Annotated in this window: 24 protein-coding genes; 18 read left to right on the plus strand and 6 right to left on the minus strand. The window is 66.9% G+C overall.

All coding sequences use genetic code 11. The features are described 5' to 3' along the window. Positions 1–2: 2 nt before the first annotated feature. Positions 3–1673 (minus strand): collagen-like triple helix repeat-containing protein, encoded by a 1671-nt coding sequence (locus tag KR541_RS07525; RefSeq protein WP_050012497.1) that lies wholly within the window; start codon positions 1671–1673, stop codon positions 3–5. A 674-nt stretch (positions 1674–2347) separates the two neighbouring features. Here KR541_RS07525 and KR541_RS07530 point away from each other — a divergent pair. The 14 genes from KR541_RS07530 to KR541_RS07595 all read left to right on the plus strand — a co-directional run bounded on the left by KR541_RS07530 (position 2348) and on the right by KR541_RS07595 (position 15777). Beyond that, positions 2348–2518 carry a Flp family type IVb pilin gene (locus KR541_RS07530; protein ID WP_050012498.1) on the plus strand — a complete coding sequence of 57 codons (171 nt, stop codon included), beginning with the start codon at positions 2348–2350 and terminating at the stop codon, positions 2516–2518. Positions 2519–2605: 87 nt separating this feature from the next. After that, positions 2606–3100 carry an A24 family peptidase gene (locus tag KR541_RS07535; protein ID WP_050012684.1) on the plus strand — a complete coding sequence of 165 codons (495 nt, stop codon included), beginning with the start codon at positions 2606–2608 and terminating at the stop codon, positions 3098–3100. After that, the gene (locus KR541_RS07540) at positions 3097–3591 is read left to right on the plus strand and encodes a TadE/TadG family type IV pilus assembly protein (protein WP_050012499.1); all 495 of its coding nucleotides are present in this window, start codon (positions 3097–3099) and stop codon (positions 3589–3591) included. Before KR541_RS07535 ends, KR541_RS07540 begins: the two co-directional genes overlap by 4 nt. 94 nt (positions 3592–3685) lie before the next feature. Further along, entirely contained in the window at positions 3686–4588 is a 903-nt protein-coding gene (gene cpaB / locus KR541_RS07545; protein WP_089488390.1) for a Flp pilus assembly protein CpaB, read from the plus strand. A gap of 22 nt (positions 4589–4610) precedes the next feature. Next, positions 4611–5942 carry a type II and III secretion system protein family protein gene (locus tag KR541_RS07550; protein ID WP_050012501.1) on the plus strand — a complete coding sequence of 444 codons (1332 nt, stop codon included), beginning with the start codon at positions 4611–4613 and terminating at the stop codon, positions 5940–5942. A gap of 75 nt (positions 5943–6017) precedes the next feature. Then, a complete protein-coding gene (locus KR541_RS07555; RefSeq protein ID WP_050012502.1) occupies positions 6018–7256 on the plus strand; it encodes a fimbrial protein in 1239 nt (412 codons plus the stop codon). A 3-nt stretch (positions 7257–7259) separates the two neighbouring features. Then, complete coding sequence (locus KR541_RS07560; RefSeq protein ID WP_050012503.1) at positions 7260–8606, plus strand: TadA family conjugal transfer-associated ATPase; 1347 nt, start codon at positions 7260–7262, stop codon at positions 8604–8606. Beyond that, positions 8599–9579 (plus strand): type II secretion system F family protein, encoded by a 981-nt coding sequence (locus tag KR541_RS07565; RefSeq protein WP_050012504.1) that lies wholly within the window; start codon positions 8599–8601, stop codon positions 9577–9579. Before KR541_RS07560 ends, KR541_RS07565 begins: the two co-directional genes overlap by 8 nt. A gap of 4 nt (positions 9580–9583) precedes the next feature. Next, entirely contained in the window at positions 9584–10582 is a 999-nt protein-coding gene (locus tag KR541_RS07570; RefSeq protein ID WP_050012505.1) for a type II secretion system F family protein, read from the plus strand. A 29-nt stretch (positions 10583–10611) separates the two neighbouring features. Further along, complete coding sequence (locus tag KR541_RS07575) at positions 10612–11439, plus strand: tetratricopeptide repeat protein (protein WP_050012506.1); 828 nt, start codon at positions 10612–10614, stop codon at positions 11437–11439. Between the two features lie 23 nt (positions 11440–11462). Then, positions 11463–11786, plus strand: a complete 324-nt coding sequence (locus tag KR541_RS07580) for a DUF3613 domain-containing protein (RefSeq protein ID WP_050012507.1) — start codon at positions 11463–11465, stop codon at positions 11784–11786. Between the two features lie 12 nt (positions 11787–11798). Beyond that, a complete protein-coding gene (locus KR541_RS07585; RefSeq protein WP_050012508.1) occupies positions 11799–13610 on the plus strand; it encodes a TadG family pilus assembly protein in 1812 nt (603 codons plus the stop codon). Positions 13611–13623: 13 nt separating this feature from the next. Beyond that, positions 13624–15015, plus strand: coding sequence for a sigma 54-interacting transcriptional regulator (locus KR541_RS07590; protein ID WP_050012509.1), 1392 nt, complete (start codon positions 13624–13626; stop codon positions 15013–15015). A 54-nt stretch (positions 15016–15069) separates the two neighbouring features. Continuing rightward, entirely contained in the window at positions 15070–15777 is a 708-nt protein-coding gene (locus tag KR541_RS07595; protein WP_050012510.1) for a DUF2968 domain-containing protein, read from the plus strand. An 83-nt stretch (positions 15778–15860) separates the two neighbouring features. Here the strand turns inward: KR541_RS07595 and hfq are convergent, their stop codons facing one another. Beyond that, on the minus strand, positions 15861–16430 hold the full coding sequence (hfq, locus tag KR541_RS07600) for an RNA chaperone Hfq (RefSeq protein WP_006495323.1): 570 nt from the start codon (positions 16428–16430) through the stop codon (positions 15861–15863). Positions 16431–16725: 295 nt separating this feature from the next. Between hfq and KR541_RS07605 the strand changes: the two genes are divergently transcribed. Then, entirely contained in the window at positions 16726–17016 is a 291-nt protein-coding gene (locus KR541_RS07605) for a hypothetical protein (RefSeq protein WP_089488641.1), read from the plus strand. Positions 17017–17043: 27 nt separating this feature from the next. Here KR541_RS07605 and KR541_RS07610 read toward each other — a convergent pair whose 3' ends face one another. The 4 genes from KR541_RS07610 to KR541_RS07625 all read right to left on the minus strand — a co-directional run bounded on the left by KR541_RS07610 (position 17044) and on the right by KR541_RS07625 (position 22163). After that, positions 17044–17961 carry a DUF1571 domain-containing protein gene (locus tag KR541_RS07610; protein WP_050012512.1) on the minus strand — a complete coding sequence of 306 codons (918 nt, stop codon included), beginning with the start codon at positions 17959–17961 and terminating at the stop codon, positions 17044–17046. A 29-nt stretch (positions 17962–17990) separates the two neighbouring features. Then, the gene (locus KR541_RS07615) at positions 17991–19745 is read right to left on the minus strand and encodes an AMP-binding protein (protein WP_050012513.1); all 1755 of its coding nucleotides are present in this window, start codon (positions 19743–19745) and stop codon (positions 17991–17993) included. Positions 19746–19902: 157 nt separating this feature from the next. Next, positions 19903–20727, minus strand: a complete 825-nt coding sequence (locus KR541_RS07620; RefSeq protein WP_050012514.1) for a TetR/AcrR family transcriptional regulator — start codon at positions 20725–20727, stop codon at positions 19903–19905. A gap of 215 nt (positions 20728–20942) precedes the next feature. After that, positions 20943–22163, minus strand: a complete 1221-nt coding sequence (locus KR541_RS07625; protein WP_124630427.1) for an MFS transporter — start codon at positions 22161–22163, stop codon at positions 20943–20945. 280 nt (positions 22164–22443) lie between these two features. On the opposite strand from KR541_RS07625, the gene KR541_RS07630 reads away from it, so the two are divergent. From KR541_RS07630 to KR541_RS07640, 3 genes are all read left to right on the plus strand, one after another. Continuing rightward, a complete protein-coding gene (locus tag KR541_RS07630; RefSeq protein ID WP_216089475.1) occupies positions 22444–22986 on the plus strand; it encodes a GNAT family N-acetyltransferase in 543 nt (180 codons plus the stop codon). Between the two features lie 125 nt (positions 22987–23111). Continuing rightward, a complete protein-coding gene (locus tag KR541_RS07635) occupies positions 23112–23738 on the plus strand; it encodes a ParB-like protein (protein ID WP_050012516.1) in 627 nt (208 codons plus the stop codon). Between the two features lie 24 nt (positions 23739–23762). Beyond that, complete coding sequence (locus KR541_RS07640; protein WP_204383825.1) at positions 23763–25502, plus strand: SulP family inorganic anion transporter; 1740 nt, start codon at positions 23763–23765, stop codon at positions 25500–25502. Positions 25503–25517: the final 15 nt, after the last annotated feature.

Consider the following 25517-nt stretch of genomic DNA (forward strand, 5'->3'; position numbering starts at 1 on the left):
GATTACTTGTGCGTGCCGCCGAGCAAGCCGCCGATCAGCGACGTGACGGGTGCGAGCAGGTTCGTGCCGGAGCCGGAGCTCGTGACGGCACCCGTGCCGCCGCTCAGCGCCGGCGCGCCGACGGTGCTGGTGGCTGCGGGGACCGGCGCTGCAATCGGATTGCCGCCGCCCGTTACGCCGCCGAGTGCGCCGGTGACCGCGGAGACGAGGCCCGTCACCGGGGCGAGCGGGCTGCCGCTGCCGCCTGCCGCACCGCCGAGCGCGCCCGTCACGGTGGAGACCAAGCCGGTGACGGGTGCGAGCGGGCTGCCGCCCGCGCCGCCCGCCACACCGCCGAGCGCGCCGGTGACAGTGGAGACCAGGCCGGTGACCGGAGCCAGCGGGCCGCCACCTGCGCCGCCTGCGGCGCCGCCGAGCGCGCCGGTGACGGTGGAGACGAGGCCGGTGACCGGAGCCAGCGGGCCGCCGCCTGCGCCGCCTGCGGCGCCGCCGAGCGCGCCGGTGACGGTGGAGACGAGGCCGGTAACCGGAGCCAGCGGGCCGCCGCTCGTGCCGCCTGCTGCACCGCCCAGACCGCCGACGGTGCCGAGGAGGCCGGCGAGCGGCGCGAGCGGATTCGTCACGCCGCCCGTGCCACCTGTGAGCAGGCCGCCGACGGCCTTCACGGTGTTGCCCGTCGACGAGACGGTGCCGCCGAGGCCCGTGGTGACCGGGTTGCCGCCCGTCGATGCGATCAGCGCGCCGGCCTGGTTCAGCCCGTTGCCGATCGTGCCGAGCAGCGTGTTGACCGGTGCGCCGAGGCCGGTTGCCGCGCCGATCGTCTGCGTCGTCTGGCCGACCATCGTCGTGATCGGCGTGATGGCCGAGCTGACCGTTTGCGTGACTTGCTGGATCGGGCCGGTCGACAGCGCGTTGGTGAGCGTGGTGCCGCCGTTCGACACGGCGCCGCCGAGCGTCGATACGAGGCCGCCGACGGCGCCCGTGACCGGCGCGAGCGGCGACAGCGGGCCGCTGCCGAGGCTCGTGACCAGATTGCCGGTTTGCGTGACTGCGCCGCCGAGCTGATTGACCACGCCGCCGGTGCTGGCGACCGTGGTGCCGACCGGATCCTTCGTCGCGCCGAGCTGGCCGAGGCCGCTGCCGAGGCCATTGCCCAGCGCGGTGACCGCGCCGCCTACGCTTTGCACGATGCCGCCCGCGGCTTGCGTGGTGCCCGGATTGACGCCCGGCAGCGACTGGCCGGCGATGACGGTGCCGAGACCCGAGACGGCGCCGCCGAGCCCCGTGGGGATCGTGCTGGCTTGTGCGAGGACAGTTCCCACGGCGTTCGACGAGACACCCGAGGTGCCGGACGTACCGCTCGTACCCGAAGTTCCGCTGGTGCCGGACGTGCCGCTCGTACCCGAAGTTCCGCTGGTGCCGGAGGTACCGCTCGTGCCGCTCGTACCCGAGGTCCCGCTGGTGCCGGAGGTGCCGCTCGTACCCGAGGTGCCGCTCGTGCCGTTGCCGCCCGACGTGGAGATCGTATCGCCGCCGCCCGAGCTGGAACCGCCGCCGAGGCCCTGGCTGATGGAGCCGGAGCCGCCGCACGCGGAGAGGGAGAGCATGGCTGCAACGGTGGCCGCGATCAGAGTCGTCCGGAACACGCCATGAGGGATAACCTTAATGTCCATTTCTTCCTCGCATTAAAAATGTGTTGTGAACTGCGTTGTGTTGAGTGGTGCGAGGACTACTCTGCAACTGTCGTGCCATTTCGAGGCCCGACGGTTCGACAACCGGTTTTAAACGAGGCAATTCCTTGTCGGAAAAGGAAGTCGCGGGAATTGAAAGATTGTTGAATCTGTTTAAAAGCAGATGAATGAGAACGGTTTCGGCCGTTTCGTAACGTAACGTCACAACATTGGCGTTACGCGTGCGGCGTAACGTGGGCCCCGCGCAGGCTTGGTGGACACGGCAATGGTTTTACTGATGGATTAGGTGTGCACATCTAACCTATCGTAAATCCTATGTGTAAGTCGTACCGAAACGCCGTACAAATACGTCGTGCTCCTGGTCTTTTTTTCCGTCAGAGCGGTTAAAAGAGGTTGGAATTTAAATAGGAACGGATATAGAATCGGGAGCAGATGTAAGGAAATGTACGGTTCGGTACACTACGTTCGAGGAGGAGCGCTATCGCGAATGTTAACTTGCATCAAATCGTGAGCAATGCCCTTCGGGGCGACCTATAAAGAAAGCGCACCCGGTTGACGTTACAGCAGATGTGACGAACGGTTGGGGCAAACGGCCAGAATGCGGGGATGTATACGTATAAAGGCCAGAAAACGTAAATACAGGCACGAGGAATAAAATGAAAGCAATCATCAAGCGTTTCCTTAAGGAAGAAGACGGGGTTACCGCAGTCGAGTATGGCCTCATCGCAGGGCTGATCGCCGTTGCTCTCGTCACTGCCGTTGGCACGTTGACGGGCGGCATTTCCGGGGCGTTCAGCTACATCGCGAACCAGCTACCGAAGGCATAACGAACGAGCTTTTGCTCATTTCCCTGTTGTCAGGGGCGCGGATTGCTTCGGCAATCCGCGCGGTAAGTTTTGCCGTTCGGGGCGCAAATGATCCTGCTAACTGGCGTCGGGGTTTTCCTCGCGTGGGCGACGCTCGTCGCGCTTGAGGACATCCGGCATAGGCGCATACCGAATTCACTGGTGATCGGTGGGTTCGTATCCGCATTTGTGCTCGCCGGACATAATCCATTAGGCATATCCGTGAATCAGGCGCTCATTGGCGTACTGGTCGGCTTTCTCGGTCTTTTCCCGTTTTTCGTGCTGCGCGTCATGGGCGCAGCAGACGTCAAGGTATTCGCGGTGCTGGGCGCGTGGTGCGGCCCGCAAGCATTGCTGTGGCTCTGGATCGTCGCAAGCCTGCTGGCATTCGCGCATGCGGGCATGCTGGTCTTCTCCACCCGTACGCCGGTGTCGGCCCTGTGGCAGCGGCGTTCCCCGACGATGCAGATCGCCGGTTTCCGGGCCTCGCCGTATGCCGCGTTTCTCGTGATCCCCGCGGCCCTGTGGTGCCTGTACCGGATCGCGACCGGGGGAGTGCAATGACGGCGGTTCGTCCGGCATCCGGGACGCGGCGGCGCGAGCGTGGCGCGACGGCGATCGAATTTGCGCTGATGCTCCCGGTGTTTTTCCTGATCCTGTACGCGATCATCACGTACGGGATGATCTTCGCGGCCCAGCAAAATCTGACGCTTGCCGCAACGGAAGGCGCGCGCGCCGCGTTGAACTATCAGCAGGTCGGTGCGGCCGCATCGGTGCAGGCAGCGCAGCAAGCCGCGCTGGCGGCGCGGGCCCAGGCCGCATGCACGGCCGCGACGAACCTGACCACCTGGCTGAAAGGGTCGACATGCTCGCCCACGCAGCAAGGTAACTGTTCGTACGACGCGACGATGCTGTGCGTCCAGATCACGTTGACCTACCCGTACGCGCAGAGCCCGCTGATTCCGTCGTTCCCGCTGCTCGGTTCGCTGTTGCCGGTGCCGTCGACACTCACCGGAACCGCGATGGTGCAGATCAGCCCGGTCAACATCATATAGACGGCGGCGACGGCGCCGTGCCGGTCGAGGGCGCCCGGTCGGCGACGTCGCGCGGAGAATTCAATCGTGAGTAGCGGGGAAGCATAACAACACCATGGCCAACAACCTGACGAAGATCATCGCGGGCTTGCTGATCGCGATCGCGATCCTGCTCGGCATCTATGCGTGGATGCTCGGTCGCAAGCCGGCCGACGTCGCGCCGGTTGCGTCGACGGTCGCGACGCAGAGCGTGCCGGTCGTCGTGACGACGCGGCAACTGCAAGCCGGCCAGCCGATTCCGGCCGATGCGCTGAAGGTCCAGCAGTCGAGCGCCGCTCCGCAGGGGGCGTTCGCCGATCCGCTGCAACTGGTCGGCCGCATTCCGGCAGCGGACATTCCCGCGCAGGCGGCCGTCGTCGGGAGCGCATTGTCGTCCGGCCTCGCCGAGCAGATTGCACCGGGAGAGCGCGCCGTGGCGATCAAGGTCGACGAGACCAACGCGGTTGGCAACCGCGTGCGGCCGGGCAACTATGTCGACGTGTTCGTGAATCTGAAGCGCGACGGGACCGGCGTGGCGATCGGCGGGACGTCGACGGCCGAGATCGTGAATACTCAGGCGCGGCTGCTGATGTCGAAGGTCCGCGTGCTGTCGTTCGGCGATGCGACGACCGAGCGGGACAGCTCGAACGGCTCGGTGATCGGCACGCGGACCGCGGTGCTGGCCGTGCCCACGGCGCAGGTCGACGCGCTGACGCTCGCCGAGCAGAGCGGCCGGCTCGTGCTCGCGCTGCGTAGTCCGCGCGACGACGACGTCGCGGCGCAAACCGTCGCCGTTCGCGTCGGCGACGACAAGAGTCCGTCGGCGCTTGCCGCGGCCGGCATGGTGCTGGGCGAGTTGTCGAAGAGCGCGACGACGGCGCCGGCCCCGCGTGCGGCGCCACGGGTGGTCGCGCGGCATCCGAGCGGCGGCAGCATCGAAGTCATTCGGGGTGGGCGGACCGAAACGGTCGCTTATTGAGCGGGACGAAGACGGCAAAACAATGAAAAAGAAACTGGTTGGTTTGGCGATTGCATTGAGCGCACTGGCGATGCCGCCGCTGTCGGACGCGGCCGACACGAGTGGCACGATCAGCCTTGCGGTCGGCGCGCAGCGGCAGCTTGCGACGGGGCGCGCACTGCAGCGGGTCGCGGTCGGCGATCCGTCGGTGGCCGACGTGCTCGTCGTGAAGGGCGGGCGCGGCGGCGTGCTGCTGGTGGCGAAGAATGCCGGTGCGACGAACGTGATGATCTGGGAGCGCGGCCGCGACGAGCCGACCGCCTATAACGTGAACGTTACGAGCGGTGCGGCGCGGGCGCTGCTGGACGGCGCGTCGCCGAGCGTGAACACGTACGGCGGCGCGACGGTGATCGGCGGTGCGGCCGCAACGCTCGACGGACATCAGCGGGCAGTCCACGCAGCGAAGACGGTCGGCGGCAAGGACGGAACGACGCTCGATGCGTCGACGATCTCCGGCAAGAATGTCGTGCAGGTCGACGTACGTGTCGTCGAATTCAGCCGTTCGGTGCTGAAGCAGGCGGGCCTGAACTTCTTCAAGCAGAGCAACGGCTTTGCGTTCGGCGCCTTCGCGCCGACGGGGCTCACATCGATTACCGGTACGCCGGGCGGTTCGCTCACCTACAACACGAACGTGCCGATTTCGTCGGCGTTCAACCTCGTCGTCAATTCGGTGACGCACGGGTTGTTCGCCGACCTGTCGATTCTCGAGGCGAACAACCTGGCCCGCGTGCTCGCGCAGCCGACGCTCGTCGCGTTGTCCGGCCAGAGCGCGAACTTCCTCGCGGGCGGCGAGATTCCGGTGCCGGTGCCGCAATCGCTCGGCACGATTTCGATCGAATGGAAACCCTATGGCGTCGGGCTCACGGTCACGCCGACCGTGCTGAACCCGCGGCGGATCGCGCTGAAGGTCGCGCCCGAGTCGAGCCAGCTCGACTTCGTGCATTCGATCACGATCAACGGCGTGCAGGTACCCGCGCTGACGACGCGGCGCGCGGACACGACGGTCGAGCTCGGCGACGGCGAGAGCTTCGTGATCGGCGGCCTGATCGACCGCGAGACCACGTCCAACGTCAACAAGGTGCCGTTCCTGGGCGATCTGCCCATCATCGGTGCGTTTTTCAAGAATTTGAGCTACCAGCAGAACGACAAGGAACTCGTGATCATCGTGACGCCGCATCTCGTTGCCCCGATCGCGCAGGGTGCACCGCTGCCGGCGACGCCGGGCGAGCTGTCCGAGCAGCGCGACGGTCCGGTGTGGCGTTCGTATCTGGGCGGCATGGCATCGCCGGACGCGGGGCCGGGGTTCTCGAAATGAGCGCGCCGAATCGTTACCGGACCGCGCAGGCCGTCGCGTACGACGCGATGCCTTGCTTCATTGGGAGTATCCAAGATGAATGCGAGAACCTACTCTTTGGCTGAGCCCGCCGTCACCGACTACTTCGTCTGTGCATCCGCGCTCGCGGAGCATGTGCACTGGCTGTCGCAATCGCTCGTGTCCGCCGGCGCGGTCGAAGGGGTGCCGCTCGACGGCGCCGCGCTGTCGCAGCGTATCGGCGTGCTGAATCCGGCACTGGTGTTCATCGATTTTTCCGGTGACTGCGCGGCGGCAAGCACGGTGGTCGCCGCGGTACGCGCGGCGCATCCGGGCGTGCCGGTCGTCGCACTGGGCTCGCTCGCGCAACCGGAAGGGGCACTCGCCGCGCTGCGCGCGGGCGTGCGCGATTTCGTCGATTTTTCCGCGCCGGCCGATGAGGCGCTGCGGATCACGCGCGTATTGCTCGACAACGTCAGCGAGCCGGCCAACCGTCACGGGAAGGTCACCGCGTTGCTCGGCGCACGCGCCGGGATGGGCGTGAGCACGCTCGCCGCGAACCTGTCGGTGCTGATGCAGCGGCGGCCGGCCGACCCTGCGCGCACGGCGGCGCTGCTCGATCTCGGGCTGCCGGCCGGCGACGGCGCGTTGTTCCTGAACACGCGGTGCGAATTCCATTTCGTCGAGGCCGTGCGCAACCTGCGCCGGATCGACCGCACGTTCGTCACGACCGCGCTCGCACGTCATTCGAGCGGCGTCGCGTTGACGACGCTGCCACCGAATCTCGCGGAGTTGCGCGACGTGGCGACGGCGTCGTGCGCGGCGTTGCTGAACCGGCTGCGCGCGTTCTTCGATCACCAGATCGTCGATCTCGGCGGCTTCCCGAATCGCGAATTCATCGCGCAGGTCGTGAACCTGGCGGACGAAGCATGGCTGGTCTGCGACCAGGGCGTGGCATCGGTCGTGTCGGCGGTCGAGATGCTGGACGGGTTGCGCGAGGCAGGCGCGGCGACCGACCGGATCCGGCTCGTCGTCAACCAGTTCGACGCCGAGCTTGGGCTGATGCCCGCGCAGATCGCCGAACGGCTCGACCTGTCGCTGGTCGCGACGCTGCCGTCGCGGCGCGTGTCGATCGGGCATGCGGCGAACCAGGGCAAGCTGATCGCCGAGGTCGCGGAACGCGATCCGTACGTCCGCGCGCTCGGGCCGCTGGTCGAGCGCCTCGCGGGCGCGCCGGCGCCCGGAGCGACACAGCGTGCGGCCGGCGGCCTCTCGGCGCTCAGGCGAATCATTCAATCCTCAACGAAGCGGTCGTAAGCGATGGCACACGACATTCAATTTGCCGACGGCGCAGCGCCGTTCTCGCAAACGCAACAGTTTCACGACATCAAGAATGCCGCACACGAGCATCTGCTCACGCGGATCGAGGAACTGGGTGCCGAATTCGGCCGTTGGTCGCGACAGGCGATCAACCAGTTCGTCGATCTCGAAATCGACAGCTTCGTGCGGCTGCGGCGCATCCCGCTCAACGAGAGCGAGGTGCGCGCGGTGGCCGAGGCGCTGACGAAGGAGCTCGCCGGCTTCGGGCCGATCGAAGACCTGTTGGCGGACCCGCATGTCGAGGACATCCTGATCAACGGCTACAACGACATCTACGTGTCGCGCCACGGGATCCTGTCGAAGCTGCCGATCCGCTTCACCGACAACGCGCATCTGCTGCGGATCGTGCGGCGGATTCTCGCGCCGGTCGGCCGGCGGCTCGACGAATCGAACCCGATGGTCGATGCGCGGCTGCCCGACGGCGGGCGGGTCAACGTCGTGATCGAACCGCTGTCGATCGACGGCCCGGTCGTGTCGATCCGGAAGTTCCGCAAGGATCCGCTGAAGCCCGAGGACCTGCTGGGCAACGGCACCTACAACGAGGAAATCGGCCGGCTGCTCGAGGCTGCGGTCGATGCGCGCTGCAACGTCCTCGTGTCGGGCGGCACCAGCTCGGGCAAGACGTCGCTGCTGAACGCGCTGGCGTTCCACATCCCGATGGCGGAACGCGTCGTGACGATCGAGGATACGGCCGAACTGTCGTTGAATCACCCGCACGTCGTGCGGCTCGAGAGCCGTCCCGGCGGGTTCGACGGCAGCGGCATCGTGACGATTCGCGACCTGCTGCGGAACACGCTGCGGATGCGGCCGGACCGGATCATCGTCGGCGAAGTGCGCGGCGGCGAAGTGCTCGAAATGCTGCAGGCGATGAATACCGGCCACGACGGATCGATGGGCACCGTGCACGCCAGCTCGCCGCGCGAATGCCTGTACCGGCTCGAGATGCTGGCCGGTTTCGCCGGTTTTCAGGGCACCGAAGCAAGCCTGCGGCGGCAGATCGCCAACGCGATCGACTTCATCGTGCAGATCGGGCGGCTGTCCAACGGTCGCCGCCGCATCCTGTCGATCACCGAAGTCACCGGCATGTCGGACAACATCGTGTCGACGCAGGAGCTGTATCGTTACGAGGCGCGCGTCACCCCGGAGGGCGAAGAGATCGATCATTGGGAGTCGCTCGGCATTCATCCGCATTCGCCGAAGCTGGCACGTTTCCGCAGCACGCTGGTGTCGTCCGGCGGCGGCGGGTTCGGTGGCCACTTCGGGCGAGGCGGAGGCTTCAATGTCTAGCGCCACCTTGCTCGCGCTGATGTTCGCGCTGATCTGCGCGGCGGCCGGGTTGCTGCTGTGGCGTGCAAGCCAGGTGCGGGAAGGGCGTGCGCATGCGCAGCGGTTCTTCGACAGCCGGGTGGGACAGGGCGCGCGCGCCGCGGCCCCGGCCGGCGAGACGCGCACCGCACGCGCCCCGGCGGCCGGTACGGCCAACGCGCAGGAGCCCGAACAGGGGTTCGCGCGATGGCGCGCGTCGGCGTTCGGTGCATGGGCCGTGCTGTCCGACCGTGTGGGCCTCGACGAAGTGCGCACCGGCCTCGTGCTGGCGCTCGGGGTCCTTGTGATGCTCGCGCTGTGGGCCGGCATGGCTGGCGGCGTGCTCGCCGCGGCAGCGGCGGTCGTTGCCGGCAGTGTGCTCGTCGTGCTGTGGATCACGTCGCGCATCAGCCGGCGCCGCCTGAAGATCGTCCGTCAGTTGCCGTCGTTTCTCGACGGGATCGTGCGGCTCGTGACGCTCGGGAACAGCGTGCCGGCGGCGTTCCAGTCGGCGCTTCAGACGACCGAAATGCCGCTGCGCCGCTGCCTCGACGACGTGTCGCGGATGCTGCGCTCCGGTGTCGAGATCGATCGCGCGATGCTGCACATCGCGCACACCTATCGTATCCGCGAATTCGAACTGGTCGGTGCGGTGCTGCGTCTGTCGGTCCGCTACGGCGGGCGGGCGGACGTGATGCTCGACCGGATGTCGACGTTCATGCGCGATCTCGAGCAGGCGGAGCGCGAACTGTCCGCGATGTCGGCCGAAACGCGGCTGTCCGCATGGGTGCTGGCGCTGTTGCCGATCGCGGTCGGCAGCTTCGTCATCGCCACGAGCCCGCGCTATTTCACGACGATGTGGAGCGACGATAGCGGGCGTCAGATGATTTATCTGGCGTTCGTGCTGCAGGCGGTCGGCGGTTTCTGGCTGTACCGGCTCGCGCGGCTGAGGTGAATCGATGGATGCAAACCGTTTAGGCGCCCTTGCGCTGGTGCTCGGATCGGTCGGCGTGCTGCTGCTCGCCGCACTCGCGATCGTTCGCATCGTGCTCGTGCAGCGTGCCGAGCGCGCGCTGGTGGATGCGCTCGATCGCCGGACAGCGGCGATCGAAGCGGCCGCCGCGCGCGCCGGTGCCACCGAGCCCGCGCGCGACGCGGCGGCGCCTGCCGCGCCGCGCGTCCGTTTCGCGGGGCTGCGCGAACGCTTCGAAGACGTCGGGATGCGGTGGCTCGAGACCGGCTTCAGCCGGTATCTGATCGCCGACGAAGACCGCCAGTTGCTCGAGCAGTGCGGTTTCGTCGACGTGCGCGCCAGAGCGCTGTTCGTCGGCGCGCGCATCGTCTGCGCGATCCTGCTGCCTGCGCTCGCCGTGCTGGTCCTGATCGGCCGCGGGCAGCAGACGCGCTGGCCGTTGTGGATCTCCGTCGCGCTCGTGACCGGCTACATGCTGCCGAAAATCTACGTGCGCCGGCGCGCGACCGCGCGCCGGCAGAGCATCGGGGCCGAACTGCCGCTGCTCGTCGACATGTTGCGGCTGCTGCAGGGCGTCGGCCTGTCGCTCGACCAGAGCATCCAGGTCGTCACGCACGATTTTCAGACGATGCTGCCGGTGCTGTCGTGGGAGCTCGGCGTCGCGCAGCGGCAGTTCGCGGCCGGGCGCACGCGCGAGCAATCGCTGCAACGCCTGACGAACAGTTTCGACAACGAGGATCTGCGCGCGATCGTGCGTTTGCTGATTCAGGTCGACAAGCATGGCGGCGCGGTGCAAGAGCCGCTGAAGCAATTCGGCGATCGTCTGCGCGAAGGGCGTCGCGCGACGCTGCGCGAGCAGATCGGCCGCCTGACGGTGAAGATGACCGGCGTGATGATCGTCACGCTGTTGCCGGCACTGCTGATCGTGACCGCGGGGCCCGGGATCATGACCGTGCTGTCCGCGCTCGCTGCGTTTCAGCGCTGATGCGGCATGAGGGGAAGGAGCGACACAAGATGAATCGATTGGGGTGGGTTCGCACGATTGCAGGCGCGACGGCGTGCGCGTTGCTGGCCAGCGGGTGCGCGATGTTCAAGGAGTCCGGATACGGAATCGGTGCGCAGGCCGAACGTGGCGCGCTGATGCAGGCCGCCGCCGACAAGAATGCGACGCCCGATACGCCGGGCATGTATCTGGGCCTGATCGAGCGGATGCAGGCGCAGGGGCTGTATTTTGCGTCGCTCGCGCACATCGATCAGTACGAGAAGCAATATGGCGCATCGCCGGATACGATCCTGCTGCGCGCCGACGCATTGCGCGCGACCGGCCAATACGACGCCGGCGTGGCCGCCTATACCCAATTGCTGACGACGCCGCTCGCCGCGCGCGGCTATCGCGGGCTGGGCCTGACCGCCGGCGCCCGCGGCGATTTCGCGCTGGCCGCGCAGCGGCTCGAACAGGCGACGACGCTTGCGCCGACCGATGCGGCGACGTTGTCCGACCTCGCCTATTCGAAGATGCGCGAAGGCGATCTGGCGGGCGCGCGCGTGCCGCTGCTGAAGGCGGCCGAACTCGAGCAGAAGAACCCGAAGATTCTCAGCAACTTCGTGCTTTACCTGTTCGCGACCGGTCATGCGAAGGACGCGCGGCGGCTGATGGATCAGCAGAAGCTGTCGCCCGCGGTGCGCGGCCAGATTCGAGACGACGAGACGAAGGTCGCGGCCGCGATGCGCGCGAAGCAACGCGCCACCGCCTATGCGCCGGCCAATGTGTCCGTGCCGTCGGTGGCGAGCAGCGACAATCTGGATCTTGCCGTGCCGCTGCTGCAGCGTTTCGCGCGATAACGACGATATTCACGGAGGCCATCATGTTTCACCTTTCCTCAATCCGCGTGTGGGCCGTGGGCATCGCGTTCGCCTGCTCGCTGGGGGCGGGCGTCGCGCATGCGCAAGGCGACACGCCGGCGGCCGAAATCGGTCATGCGACGAGTGCGCTGCTCGACCTGCAGCGCTCGAACCGCGCGGCCGCCACGCCGCAACCGATCGATGGCGCCGCCGGTACGTTTGCCTATCAGCGCTATATCGACTCGTTCAAGACGCCGATTCCGCAGTGGTTCGGCACGATGTCGGCGTCGGGCGGCGGTAGCGGCGGCGGCAGCGGCGGACTGTCCGGTGGCGATCTCGCGCGCTGACGGAGCACCACGGTGACTATCCGGCACAGTGGCGGCACGATCCGTCGCGCGTCACGACAGCGCGGCGCGTTCTCGGTGATGGCGATCATCGCGACGCTGATCGCCATTACGACGCTTGGCGCCATTGGCGTCGGTAATCTCTTTTACCAGCGTCGGGACGTGCAGCGGATTGCCGACATGGCCGCGCTCGCGGCCGTGCAGAGGATGGACGACGCCTGTTCGCAGCCGACTGCCACCGCGACCAGCAACGCGCAGTCGAACGGGCTCAACGCGTCGAACGGCGACACGATCAACATCGAGTGCGGCCGTTGGGATACGTCGGTCAACCCGTCACCGAGCTACTACGCTGCCGCGACATCCGGGGCCACGCAGTTGAACGCGGCCAAGGTGATCGTCAGGCGTCAGGTGCCGTTCTTCTTCGTCGGACCCCCGCAGACGATATCCGCGGTATCGACCGCGCGTTCGACGAACATCGATACATTCTCGGTTGGTGCAACCTTGGCCGCGCTCGGCGGGGTCGGTTGCGCGGGCGGATCCGCGCCGGCGTCCGGCAATCCGGGGCTCGTCAACGGGCTGATCGGCGCGCTGCTGGGCGCCAACCTGAACCTGAACATCGCATCGTATCAAGCGCTGGCGTGCACGAACGTGACGGTCGGCGATCTCGTTGTGGCGGCGGGCGTCGGCACGGTCGATCAACTGCTCGCGCTGAAGCTCACGTTGCCGCAACTGATCCAGTTGATGGTGAACGCGGCCACGAAGACGGCCGTCGCGAACGCAAGCCTGCAGGCGAGCATTGCGACGCTGCAAGCGATTCTGAACGCGAACGTTCCGGGCACGTCGATCGGTCTCGGCGGCGCGGGCGGGTTGCTGAACGTCGCGCTCGCGGATACGCAGGCGGCGCTCAACGCGCAGGTGGATCTGCTTGATCTGCTGATGGTCGGTGCGGAGATCGCGGCAACGGGCAAGCCGGCGGTCGCGGTCAACGTGCCGTCGGTGAATCTCGGCGGGCTGACGGGGACGCAGTTGCAGGTGCAGATCATCAGCCCGCCGTCGATCGGTGTTGGCGAGGGTGGGAAGGATCCGGCGACGGGAACGTGGCGGACGAAGGCGTCGACGGCGGCGGTGGGTGTGTATCTGAATGTCTATCTTGGGACGGCGCAGTTGCCGCTGCTGGGCGCTTTGCTGGCGTTGCTGAACGTGAAGGTCGATGTCAATTTGCCGATTTATCTTCAGGCCGGTACCGGCACCGCCACATTGAACTCGACGCAATGCGCTTCCACGCAGGCGGCAAGCACGGCCGTCATTACCGCCCAACCGGGCGTGGCCAATCTGTGCATCGGCAAGCCGCCGCTCGATTCATCCGGCAAGATCAGCCTGTCGTCGAATTACAGCTGTACGTCGCCTGCACAGATCATCAACTCCAATGTTCTCGGGCTGGCCCAGTTGACAGTTTCCATGTCCAACATATCGGTTCAGGTCCAAGGCGCGTCCCAATCGCATACGTTCAGTGGCGTACCGGGGATCGATGCGAATTACTGGACGGTGAACTCGAATGCGCTCGGTTCGGCGCTTAGCTCGGCTTTGACGCAACTCGCGGCTGCGAATATCACCGTCAACCTCGGCCTGTTCGGCGCCAACGTCCTGACGGTCCCGGGGAACTTCGTCTCCACATTGCTCACGTTTTTGACCGGCCTGCTCGGCCCGCTCCTGTCGAGTCTCGACGCAGTCCTCGTTCCGCTGCTGAATCTCCTCGGCGTCCAGGTCGGTGCGGCGACGGTCCATCAGATCTCGCTCAATTGCGGGGTCGCCCAAACGGTTTACTGAAGAAGCAGATCAGATGAGAAATACGCCCGCAATCGAAGAGCTCGACCTGTACGTCTGGGAAGGCAAGGCGGACATCGTCGACCGCGTCGCCCGGTGCATGGCGAGCTTCGACGTCGAAGTGATCCGCGCCGACAACGCGACGGTCTCGCCCGAGCGCGCCGCGATGCGGCGGTCGCTCGCGATCATCAGCGTGACGATGATCGAAGGCGGCGCGGCATTCCTGCGCGACTGGCAGGCCAATATCGGCATGCCGGTCGTCTGGGTCGGCGCGGCGCGCGACCACGACGCGTCGCAGTATCCGCCCGAGTACTCGCACATCCTGCCGCTCGACTTCACGTGCGCGGAACTGCGCGGCATGATCGGCAAGCTCGTCACGCAACTGCGCGCGCACGCCGCCGAAACGTTGCAGCCGTCGGAACTCGTCGCGCACTCCGAATCGATGCAGGCGCTGCTGCACGAAGTCGATACGTTCGCCGACTGCGACACCAACGTGCTGCTGCACGGCGAAACCGGCGTCGGCAAGGAGCGCATCGCGCAACTGCTGCACGAAAAGCATTCCCGCTATCGGCACGGCGAGTTCGTGCCGGTGAACTGCGGCGCCATTCCGGATGGCCTGTTCGAATCGCTGTTCTTCGGCCATGCGAAAGGGTCGTTCACGGGCGCGGTTGTTGCGCATAAAGGCTATTTCGAGCAGGCGGCCGGCGGCACGCTGTTCCTCGACGAAGTCGGCGATCTGCCGCTGTACCAGCAGGTCAAGCTGCTGCGCGTGCTCGAGGATGGCGCGGTGCTGCGCGTCGGCGCGACGGCGCCGGTCAAGGTCGATTTCCGTCTGGTCGCGGCGAGCAACAAGAAGCTGCCGCAGCTCGTGAAGGAAGGGCTGTTCCGCGCGGACCTCTATTACCGGCTCGCGGTGATCGAGCTGAGCATTCCGTCGTTGGAAGAGCGCGGTGCGGTGGACAAGATCGCGCTGTTCAAGTCGTTCGTCGCGCAGGTGGTCGGCGAGGAGCGGCTCGCCGAGTTGTCGGACCTGCCGTACTGGCTCACGGATTCGGTGGCGGACAGCTATTTCCCCGGCAACGTGCGCGAACTGCGCAACCTCGCCGAGCGCGTCGGCGTGACGGTGCGGCAGACGGGCGGCTGGGATGCCGCGCGGCTGCAGCGGCTGATCGCGCACGCACGCAGCTCGGCCCAGCCGGTGCCGGCGGAGAGTGCGGCCGAGGTGTTCGTCGATCGCAGCAAGTGGGACATGAACGAGCGTAACCGTGTGATCGCGGCGCTCGACGCCAACGGTTGGCGGCGTCAGGACACGGCCCAGCAGCTCGGCATCAGCCGCAAGGTGTTGTGGGAAAAAATGCGCAAGTACCAGATCTTCGACGAAGAGCCCGAGACCCGCGAAAGCGAGTAATTAATGAGATAAAATCGCGTGGAATGACAACGATCCGCGCGGGAATAAAACTTCATGAGCCATATGACGGGGTTGGGGCGGGTGAGCGTATTGCTCGCCCTGGTAGGAGGCATGCAAGGCGCGTTCGCGCAGGGGCTGGCAGGCAGCGATCCGTCGGCGGTGCAGCCGGCGTCGGCGCCGGTGGCCGCGATTCCGGTGATCGATTCGCAGGCACCGACGTCGGTGCAGCCGCAGGCCGGCGAGTCGACGGGGCCGAGCACGGTAGACGATTTGCAGCGCCAGATCCAGGCGCATTCGCTGACGGAAATGCGCACGAGCTACAACGGCAGCTACGGCGCGAGCCTGCTGTTCAACGTCAAGGACGGTGCGTATTTCGTCGCGCTGTTTCAGCAAAAGGCGTTCTGGCGCGTGATCAAGACTTACAACGAAGCGCGAGCGGAAGCGATCTATCGCGATTTCTCGCACCAGGCCGAGCGGCTGGCCGTCGACGAACTGCGCGCGGCGAAGCTGGAATCGCAGAAGGCGCAGATGGACAAGCAGATCGAAGTCGTGCAGGACCGCGCGCGGCGTCTGCAGGCGGACATCTCGATCGCCCGCCAGCAGCAGGCGGCGGTGGCGGATCGCCAGAAGAGCGTGCGGAGCGAAACGGCGACGCTGCAGGCGCAACAGGCTCAACTTCAGTCGCAACTGCGGGCGTTGCAGCAGCAGGTGCGTTCGTTGCAGCGCGAGGCCAACGCGGGCCTGCCGACGACGGCACGCTGAACCCGGTCGCGGCGGCGGTGCGGCGACGTGCCGCGCCGGCCGTACCAGTGAAAAGGGCAAGCCGGTTGGCTTGCCCTTTTGTTTTACTGGCCGTCCGGCACGATTCGCCGGCGCCGCGTCACGATGACCGGCCCGTTGCCGCCGCGGGAATCCGACGGCGCGGCGTTGCCGGATGCGTCGCCGGTGTCGCGCGGCGCGCCGTAGCTTTCGCGGGGTTCACGCGGAGCGCCGTAGCCTTCGCGCGGCTCACGCGAGCCGTAACCCTCACGCGGTTCGCGCGAACCGTAGCCTTCACGCGGCTCGCGAGAGCCGTAGCCGCCGTCGCCGCGCGATTCGCGCGGGCCGCCGTGCGAGCCGTACGGGCTGTGACCGCCGCCTTCACGGCCGCCGGGGCGACCGCCGGTGCGCGGGCCGCGGGGGCCGCCGCCGCCAGGGCGCGAGCCGCCCGTATCGAGCTGGATCGTGGAAATCGCGCGCTTGTAGATGCCTTGCAGACCCACGGGGGTGCGCAGCATCACCAGATACTGGTCGAACGACTCGATACATCCCGTCAGACGAATGCCGTTGACGAGATAGATTTCAACACGCTTACGTTCCTTGCGCGCCGAATTGATGAAGTCGTTTTGCGGATGGGATTCTGCGGGATTGGCCATTGAGGTGCGGCAGGAGCCTGCGTCAGAGAATATGTTGTGCGTGTGTGTGGCGTGTTCGTCCACAAGGCGTTTGGCGGAATTCTACCCTGTTCGATAGGGGAGCGCGCAGTCGCGATTGTGTCGAACCGTAACCCACTATAGACGTTCCGGCGCATTTTCGCGATTAGGCCGAACGGCCGAAGCCGTTTCGTTACGCTGCGTTACGACTCTCGCAGCCCCGTATCACCTCGGTGCGCGCGCTGCGCTTACATTGGTCGCGCGAGCCGGGCGGGCCGGCTTATCAGGGATGCGGAGCATGAACAAGAGGCAAGTCGCAGTGGTGATCGGGAGCATGGCGTTGCTCGTTTCCGGCAGTGCAATGGCGGGGCGTGTGGATCTGTCGGTCGGCATCGGCGTACCGGTCGCGCCGGTAGCACCGGTCTATGTCGAGCCGGCGCCGGTCTATGTAGCGCCGCAGCCCGCCGTCGTCGCCTATCCGGGCTACGGGTATGGCTATTACGGCGATGACGACGACGACCGCTACCGCAAGTGGCGCAAGCACTATTACAAGCACTGGCATCGTCACCACGACGACGATGACGATTGAACCCGCGGTGAGCCGCGCCGACGCGCGTCAGAACGCGTAATCCGGGTTTTTCGGGTCGAATGCGGTGTCGTCGAGGGGCGTCGGCGCGATTTTCTCGATGACGATCCGCTCGAAGATCCTGCCGTCGTTGTCATAGGATTCGACGGTTCGGAAATAGGGGGCGTGCAGGTCGAGCCCCAGCACTTCCTTTTTCGCATAGAACTGCGGCCGGCCGGTCGGCGTTTCGTAGGTGAGTGCGACGACGCGCACGCCGTCGATCGTCCGGGCCTCCACGTCGGTCGGCCGCTGCACGCCGGCTTCCACGTATTTCTTCCCTTCGGTCAGGTACAGGTTCGCGATGAACTCGGTGCCGAGATCCTTCACCTGATGATTCGACTGGGCGCGCGCGAGCGCGCCGTCGATCGCCGTCCACAGCGGAATCTTGCCGAGCAGGCCGCCGAGGTGGCCGTACATCTCGTCCTTGCGCTGCGTCGTGTCGTAGATCGTCTCCTGTCCGGCATGCGCGCCGCCCGGCAGCCATTTCGCATACAGGCGCAGCGGCTCGCGGGTCGTCTTCACGAGCATGCGATCGGGCGTGTCGGGCCATTTTCCGCTGATGCGCTCCTGGCGCACCATCGTGAACTGGTAGGACGGATAGCCGTTCGGGCCGTGACGGATATAGAGCGGCACGGCGAGCGGATCGAGCGCCTTGAAGAGCGCGGTGAGCGTCGTGTCGTCGAGCTGAGCGAGCGTGCCGCGCTGGGCCGCCGTGCGCAGCCAGCGCGCCTGTTGCGCAACCGGCTCGTGCGTGACCTTCGCGAGCTCCGCCGGCAGCGCGGCCGCCTGCGCCGCGCTCTCGGCGCCGGCCGTTTCCTGCGCATGCAGCGCGGCTTGCGCGAGCGCCAGCGCGCACGCGACGGTCGCCACGGCGGCATGCCGCGCGCGGCGTTTCATTCGTTCGTTCATCGACGGCGTCTCCCGGAGCGATGGATCGTTCAGCCTTGCTTCGCGGCCTTGAGTTTGGCGAGTTCCTCGTCGCGCAGCGCGCGGCGCAGGATCTTGCCGACATTCGTCTGCGGCAGCGCGTCGCGGAACTCGACGAATTTCGGCATCTTGTAGCCGGTCAGGTTCTTGCGGCAGTGCGCGAGCACGTCCTCGGCCGTCAGCGACGGGTCGCGCCGCACGACGAACACCTTGATCCGTTCGCCCTGGACCTCGTCGGGAATGCCGATCGCCGCGGCTTCGCTGATGCCGGGATGCATCACGAGCACTTCCTCGATCTCGTTCGGATACACGTTGAAGCCCGACACGAGGATCATGTCCTTCTTGCGGTCGATCAGGCGGATGAAGCCGCGCTCGTCCATCACGCCGATGTCGCCGGTGGCGAGCCAGCCGTCGGCGTCGATCACCTTCGCCGTCTCGTCGGGGCGCTGCCAGTAGCCGCGCATCACCTGCGGGCCGTGCACGCACAGCTCGCCCGGCTCGCCGATCGCGGCCCAGGTGCCGTCCTCGCGGCGAAAGCGCACGACGGTCGACGGCGCGGGCAGCCCGATCGAACCGCTGAACGCGGCCATGTCGTTCAGGTCCACGGGATTCATCGTGACGATCGGCGAGCACTCGGTGAGGCCGTAGCCTTCGACCACCGGCCGGCCCGTCACCTGCTGGAAGCGCTCGGCGACCGCGCGCTGCATCGCCATCCCGCCCGCCATCGCGAGCTTGAGCTTCGAGAAGTCGCGCTTGCGGAATTCCTCGTTGTCGAGGAACGCGTTGTACAGCGTGTTGATGCCGGTGATGCCCGTGAACGTCTCGTGGCGGATGATCTTCATCACCATCTTCATGTCGCGCGGGTTCGCGATCAGGATGTTGCGCCCGCCGAGCCCCATGAAGATGAACGCGTTCACCGTCAGCGAATAGATGTGATAGAGCGGCAGCGGCGTGAGCACGGTCTCGACGTCGCCCGACACCTGGTCGGCGATCCAGGCCTTCGCCTGCAGCAGGTTCGCGATCAGGTTGCCGTGCGTGAGCATCGCGCCTTTCGCGACGCCGGTCGTGCCGCCCGTGTACTGCAGGAACGCGAGATCGTCGCGCGTGATCTGCACCGGTTGCGGCTTGCCGCGCGCGCCGAGCGCGAGCGCGGAACGCAGCCGGATCGCCTGCGGCAGGTGGTAGTCCGGCACGAGCTTCTTCACGTGCTTCAGCACGAAATTGATCAGGCGGCCTTTCGCGTTGAGGCCGTCGGCGAGCAGGTCGCCGAGCGCGGTGACGACGATGTGCTTCACCTGCGTTTCCGGCAGCGCGTCCTGCAGCGTGCGCGCGAAGTTCTCGAACACGACGATCGTCTGCGCGCCGCTGTCCTTCAACTGATGCGCGAGTTCGCGCGCGGTGTAGAGCGGGTTCACGTTGACGACGATCGCGCCGGCCTTCAGCGTGCCGAACAGCGCGACCGGATACTGGAACGTGTTCGGCAGCATGATCGCGACACGGTCGCCGGGCTTCACGCCGACGCTTTGCAGATACGACGCGAATGCGTCGACCTTCTGCGCGAGCGTGCGGTAGGTCATCGACGCGCCGGCGCTCACGTAGGCGACGCGCTCGGCGAAGCGGGTCGTGCATTCGTCGAAGAACTGCACGAGCGACGCGTATTGCGTGACGTCGATCTCGTGCGGAACGCCGGGCGGGTACGACGCGTACCAGACGGCGTCGGTGTTCGGCGGAAGTTGGGCCGAGGTGGGTGCTGCGGAAGATGACATGACGTGTCTCCGGTCTTGGCTCTCGGCGAGGGCCCGCGCGTCAGCGCCTGCCCATGCCCCGTGCTTCGCGGCCGGCCGACGCGGGCGTCTCGACGCCGTGCCCGACCGCGCGTATCAATCAAATCGTGAACAGGAAGCCGCGCGTGGCCTCGCGCGCTCAGTTCGTGGAATGCAGTGTCGTAGCCTCGGCGGTCGTCGTCGGGCACGACTGCGGCAGCCCGAACGCTTCGCTTGCGCCCGCGTCGTCGAGTACCGCCGCGAAGATCGACAGTTGAGCGCTGTCGGGCATCGGCGCCTTCAGCGCGGCGACGATCAGCGACGACAGCCGCGCGATCATCTGCACGTCGTTCATCGTGCGGCCTTGCGAGAATTCGTCGATCAGGCTTTCCGTTTCGGCGCCCGCGAGCGCGCCGGACAGCGCGCCGATCGCGAAGTGCAGCCGCCAGCCGAGCTCGGTGCGCGGCAGGTGCGGCAGCGCGCGCTGGAACGCGTCGAAGAAGCGGCCCGCGACGCTCGCGTAATGCGCGGTCAGGAAGTTGCGCACGAACGGCGAAGGATCGGTGTACGCGCGGCCGATCAGCCGCAGGAACCCGGGCCCGCCGCGTTCGGGGTTGCGCGATGCCTTCAGCGCCGGAATGAACATCGCGCCGAGCACGTGCTCGCAGGTGATGTGCGTGCCGAGCTGCGCATCGAAGCGGTCGAGGATGCCGAGGCGTTCCTGGTTCAGCTGGTCGAGCCGGCGCGACAGCATCGCGTGGATCAGCGCTTCCTTGCTGCCGAAGTGGTAGTTGACCGCGGCGAGATTGACCGTCGCGCGCGACGTGATCTGCCGCATCGACATCGCTTCGAAGCCATGTTCGATGAACAGGTCCTCGGCCGCATCGAGAATGCGCGCCTTCGTCCCGCCGGTCTGCCGCGTGCCGGATGACCGTGCCCCCGACGGCCGTCCCGCGGATGGCCGCCCCTCCTGACTTACTGCCATGTTCCGCCTCCCATGCCGGTTTCCCGGCCGCGAACTGGTGATTTGATTATCTGATTCAAACAGTCGTTTTTATTAAGATAAAAAATCGCGGGCGGACCGGGCAAGCGCGGAATCTGGATCAATTCCTCTAGTTCGATGTGCGGGTGCGGAAAGCACGGCGCCCGCGCCCGGCGGGGCGCGGCGCGCGCGATGACGCGGTGCCGCAACGTGCGGGGTCACCCGGTAGTGGTACGCGTATTGACCGATTGCGTCATGTCGATGCCGCGCCGCTCGCGGCTGAACAGGATCAGCACGGCGATCGCGACGGCGACGATGCCGGCCACGAGCGCGAGCGCGAAGCCGTAATTGTCGTGGTTCGACACGGCGAGCGACGCCTGCATCGTCGCGTTGCCCGACGCGAGCAGGTTGCCGAGCTGGTAGACGACGCCGGGGAAGGTCGCGCGGATCTCGTCGGGCGAGATCTCGTTCAGGTGAACCGGTATCACGCCCCATGCGCCCTGTACCGAGATCTGCATCAGGAACGCGCCGGCGGCGAGCGCGATCGCGCCGCTGGAGAACGCCCACAGCGGCAGCACGGGCAGCGCGATCAGCGCGGCGATGAAGATCGCGCGGCGCCGGCCGATCCGCTCCGAGATCGCGCCGAACGACAGCCCGCCGACGATCGCGCCGATGTTCAGCACGATCGTGATCCACGACACGGTATGGGGATCGAAGTGGTGCCGTTCGCGCAGGAAGGTCGGATAGAGATCCTGCGTGCCGTGCGAGAAGAAGTTGAACGCGGTCATCAGCACGATCGCGTAGATCGTGAGCTTCCAGTTCTGTTTCAGCGTGGCGCCGAGGCTCGGGCGCGCGCGCTTCTCCATCTGTTTCCAGGCCGGCGATTCGGGCACGTGTGCGCGGACGTACAGCACGAGCAGCGCGGGCAGCACGCCGACCATGAACATCCCGCGCCAGCCGATGTATTGGTAGAACAGGCCGAACACGACCGACGCGAGCAGATAGCCGCTCGGGTAGCCGGCCTGCAGTAGCCCGGACACGAGGCCGCGCGCGTGGGTCGGCACGGTTTCCATCGTCAGCGCGGAGCCGACGCCCCATTCGCCGCCCATCGCGATGCCGAACAGCGCGCGAAGCACGAGCAGCGCGGTCAGGCTCGGCGCGAAACCCGACGCGAGTTCGAGTAGCGAATAGCATGCGATGTTGACCATCAGCGTCGGGCGGCGACCGAAGCGGTCGGCGAGCCGGCCGAAGATCAGCGCGCCGAGCGGTCGCATCGCGAGCGTCAGCGTGAGCGCGAACGCGACGGCGGGGATCGTCGACGCGAATTCCGCGGCGATGTCCTTCAGCACGAAAACCATCAGGAAAAAGTCGAACGCATCGAGCGTCCAGCCCAGATAGGCGGCGATCGTGACGTTGCGTTGCTCGCGGGTCCAGCTCATGTGCGGGTCTCCTCGTTGGCTTGCGCGCTCGCGATTCTGCATGCGGATGCCGGCCCGGCTCGCGCGCGGCGCGGGGCACTGATCGAGTGTAGGCTTGCGCGCCGCGCGAGGTGGGGCGCGATAGCCGCGAATCGGGAATAATCCCTACGAAATGCACTGTTTCGGAAATGGAAACGGAGCCGCGCGAGGCGCGCGACCGGACTCTGTATCATTCCGGAAGGCTTTTTGTATCAGTTCTGTAATGCGCGCGCTGCGCATCGCCACCGAATCAGGAGTCCCGATGAACGACCGTTCCGCCACTGCATTGCCCGTGCTCGAAGCCGCGCGGCTGTGGCTGCGTCCGCGCGTGCTGGCCGATCTCGATGCGTGTATCGAGATGGATCGCGATCCCGAGGTCACTCGCCACATCGCGGGCCCGTGGCACGACCCCGTCGAGCATCGCCGCTTCGTCACGCACCGGATCACGCGCGACTATCCGCCCGGTCTCGGCTACTGGTCGATCTTCGAGAAGGCCGCGCCCGAGGTGTTCATCGGCTGGATCCTGCTGATCCCCGACTACAAGGACGGGTCGCGCGACGTCGAGATCGGCTGGCGGCTCGTGCGTGCGACGTGGGGGCGCGGCATCGCGAGCGAAGCCGCGGCGGCCGTCGTGCGGCACGCGTTCGACACCGTGCGCCTGCCGCGCGTGATCGCCGATATCGCGGAGGCCAACAGCGGCTCGCTGAACGTGGCGCGCAAGCTCGGAATGCGGCGCGTGAGCATCGTGCACGACGGCATTCCCTACATCCGGCATCGTCTCGAACGCAACGATTTGCGCGCGTAGCGCGGCGTCGTGCAGGCAGCGGGCGTCGCGGATCGTCGACCGAACGCGGATCAAGACGATGACGGATTAACGGCGCGCGCGATCAGGAGTATCGTTGCCGGAATTTCGCTACATGGGGTACGACCATGGCACTCGGCAACGACGTTCATCTCATTCCCGTCAGGCTCGACGCGCTGCGTCCGACCCAGATGACGGTCGGCTATCGCGAAGTGAAGGCGAAGCGCAAGCACTGGAAGGCGCTGAACCGGCGCGCCCGCAAGGCCGCGATCGAATCGCACTGGTTCCCGGCCGTGCTCGGCCCGGGCGGGCTGCACTACATCACCGATCATCATCATCTCGGCCTCGCGCTGATCGAGGAGGGCGAGGCACGCGTGAACGCGATGCTGCTGAAGGATCTGTCGTGGCTCGACGACACGATCTTCTGGCGGATGATGGAACACAACCAGTGGGTGCATCCGTTCGGCCCGGACGGCTCGCGGCGCGACTATGCGCATTTGCCGAAGGCGCTGACGGGCCTCGAGGACGATCCGTACCGCAGCCTCGCCGGCGAGCTGCGCACGGCGGGCGGCTATGCGAAGGACGCGACGCCGTTCAGCGAATTCCTGTGGGCCGACTATCTGCGCCAGCACGTGACGCTCGACCAGATCCGCAAGAACTTCGCGAAGGCGCTCGACGTCGCGCTGCATCGCGCGCACGAGCAGGATGCGCGCTATCTGCCCGGCTGGTCGGGCGTGATTGCCGTCAAACCCTGACCGGCGCACGGCGCGCACCGCCTCATGACGATCGCCCCGATCCGCCCCGACGCCGGCCCGCAACATCCGGACCATTTCGCGACGCTCGACGCGCCGCCCGCGCCGCGCACGCGGCGCGTCGGCCTCGATGCGCTCGCCGGCCTGTCGATTGCCGGCCTGCTGATTCCCGAGGCGGTCGCGTATGCGGGGCTCGCCAATCTGCCGCCGCAGGCCGGCCTGATCGCGCTGCTGTCGGGGCTCGTCGTCTATGCGCTGACGGGCAGCAGCCGCTTCGCGATCGTGTCGTCGACGTCGTCGTCGGCCGCGGTGCTCGCCGCGACCGTGCTCGCCGAATCGGGGATGGCGCTGGCCGCGCAGCTCGCGCTGGCGGCGGCGCTCGTCGCGATGACGGGCGCGCTGTTCATCCTGGCCGGCGTCGCGCGGCTCGGCGGCATGTCGGATTTCGTCGCGCGGCCTGTGCTGCGCGGCTTCACGTTCGGTCTCGCGCTGACGATCGTTATCAAGCAGCTGCCGAAGATTCTCGCGATTGCCGTGCAGCACAGCGACGCGCCGCACGTCGCGCTCGACCTGCTCGCCGGCGCGCCGCACGCGAATCTCGCGAGCGTCGTGCTCGGCGCGACCGCGCTCGCGCTACTGTTCGTGCTCGGGCGCCGCTCGCGCGTGCCCGCGACGCTCGTCGTGATCGTGCTGTCGATCGCGGCGAGTTATGCGGTCGACTGGCAGCGGTACGGCATGGCGATCGTCGGCCATATCGACTTCCGGCACCTCGAATTCGGCTTGCCGCATCTCGATCGCAATGCGTGGATGCAGACGGTCGAGCTCGCATTCGCGCTGATGCTGATCCTGTACGCGGAATCGTACGGATCGATCCGCAATTTCGCGCTGAAGCACGGCGATACCGTATCGCCGAACCGCGACCTCGTCGCGCTCGGCTGCGCGAACCTCGTGTCGGGCCTGCTGCACGGGATGCCGGTCGGCGCCGGCTATTCGGCGACGTCGGCGAACGAGGCGGCCGGTGCGCAGTCGCGCGTGGCCGGCCTGTGGGCAGCCGGCGTGGTCGCGCTGATCGTCTGGCTGCTGCTGCCGCAGCTCGCGCGCACGCCCGAGCCGGTGCTCGCGGCGATCGTGATCTTCGCCGTCAGCCATTCGCTGCATCCGTCCGTGTTCCGGCCGTACTGGGCGTGGCATCGCGACCGGCTCGTCGTGATCGCGGCGCTGCTCGCGGTGCTCGTGCTCGGCGTGCTGCACGGGCTGCTCGCGGCCATCGGCGTGAGCCTGCTGCTGACGCTGCGCAAGCTGTCCGAGCCGAACGTCAGCGTGCTCGGCCGGCTGCGCGACAGCCACGATTTCGTCGACGTCGCGAGCCATGCCGAGGCGAAATCGGTGCCGGGCGTGCTGATCGTGCGGCCCGAGGCGCAGCTGTTCTTCGCGAACGCGGACCGAATGCTCAATCGCGTGCGGGCGCTGCTGAAGACCGCGCCGGACACGCATACCGTGATGGTGAGTCTCGAGGAAACGCCGGATGTCGACGGCACGACGATCGAATCGTTGCGCACGTTCGCGGCCGAATGCGCGGCGCGCGGGCTGCGGCTCGCGCTCGTGCGACTCAAGGTGCACGCACTGCATGCGCTGCGCCGCGCGGCGGACGGTACGCTGCACGCCGACGTGATGTCGGAGCTGAGCGTCGACGAGAGCCTGCAACTGTTGCAGGCGGGCAGGCCGCCGAACGGCAGCGGCGGCCGCGAAGGCACGAGCGCCGCGTGACGGCGCGGCGCGTCG

The sequence above is a fragment of the Burkholderia sola genome (assembly GCF_905400185.1).
Taxonomy (GTDB): Bacteria; Pseudomonadota; Gammaproteobacteria; order Burkholderiales; family Burkholderiaceae; genus Burkholderia; species Burkholderia sola.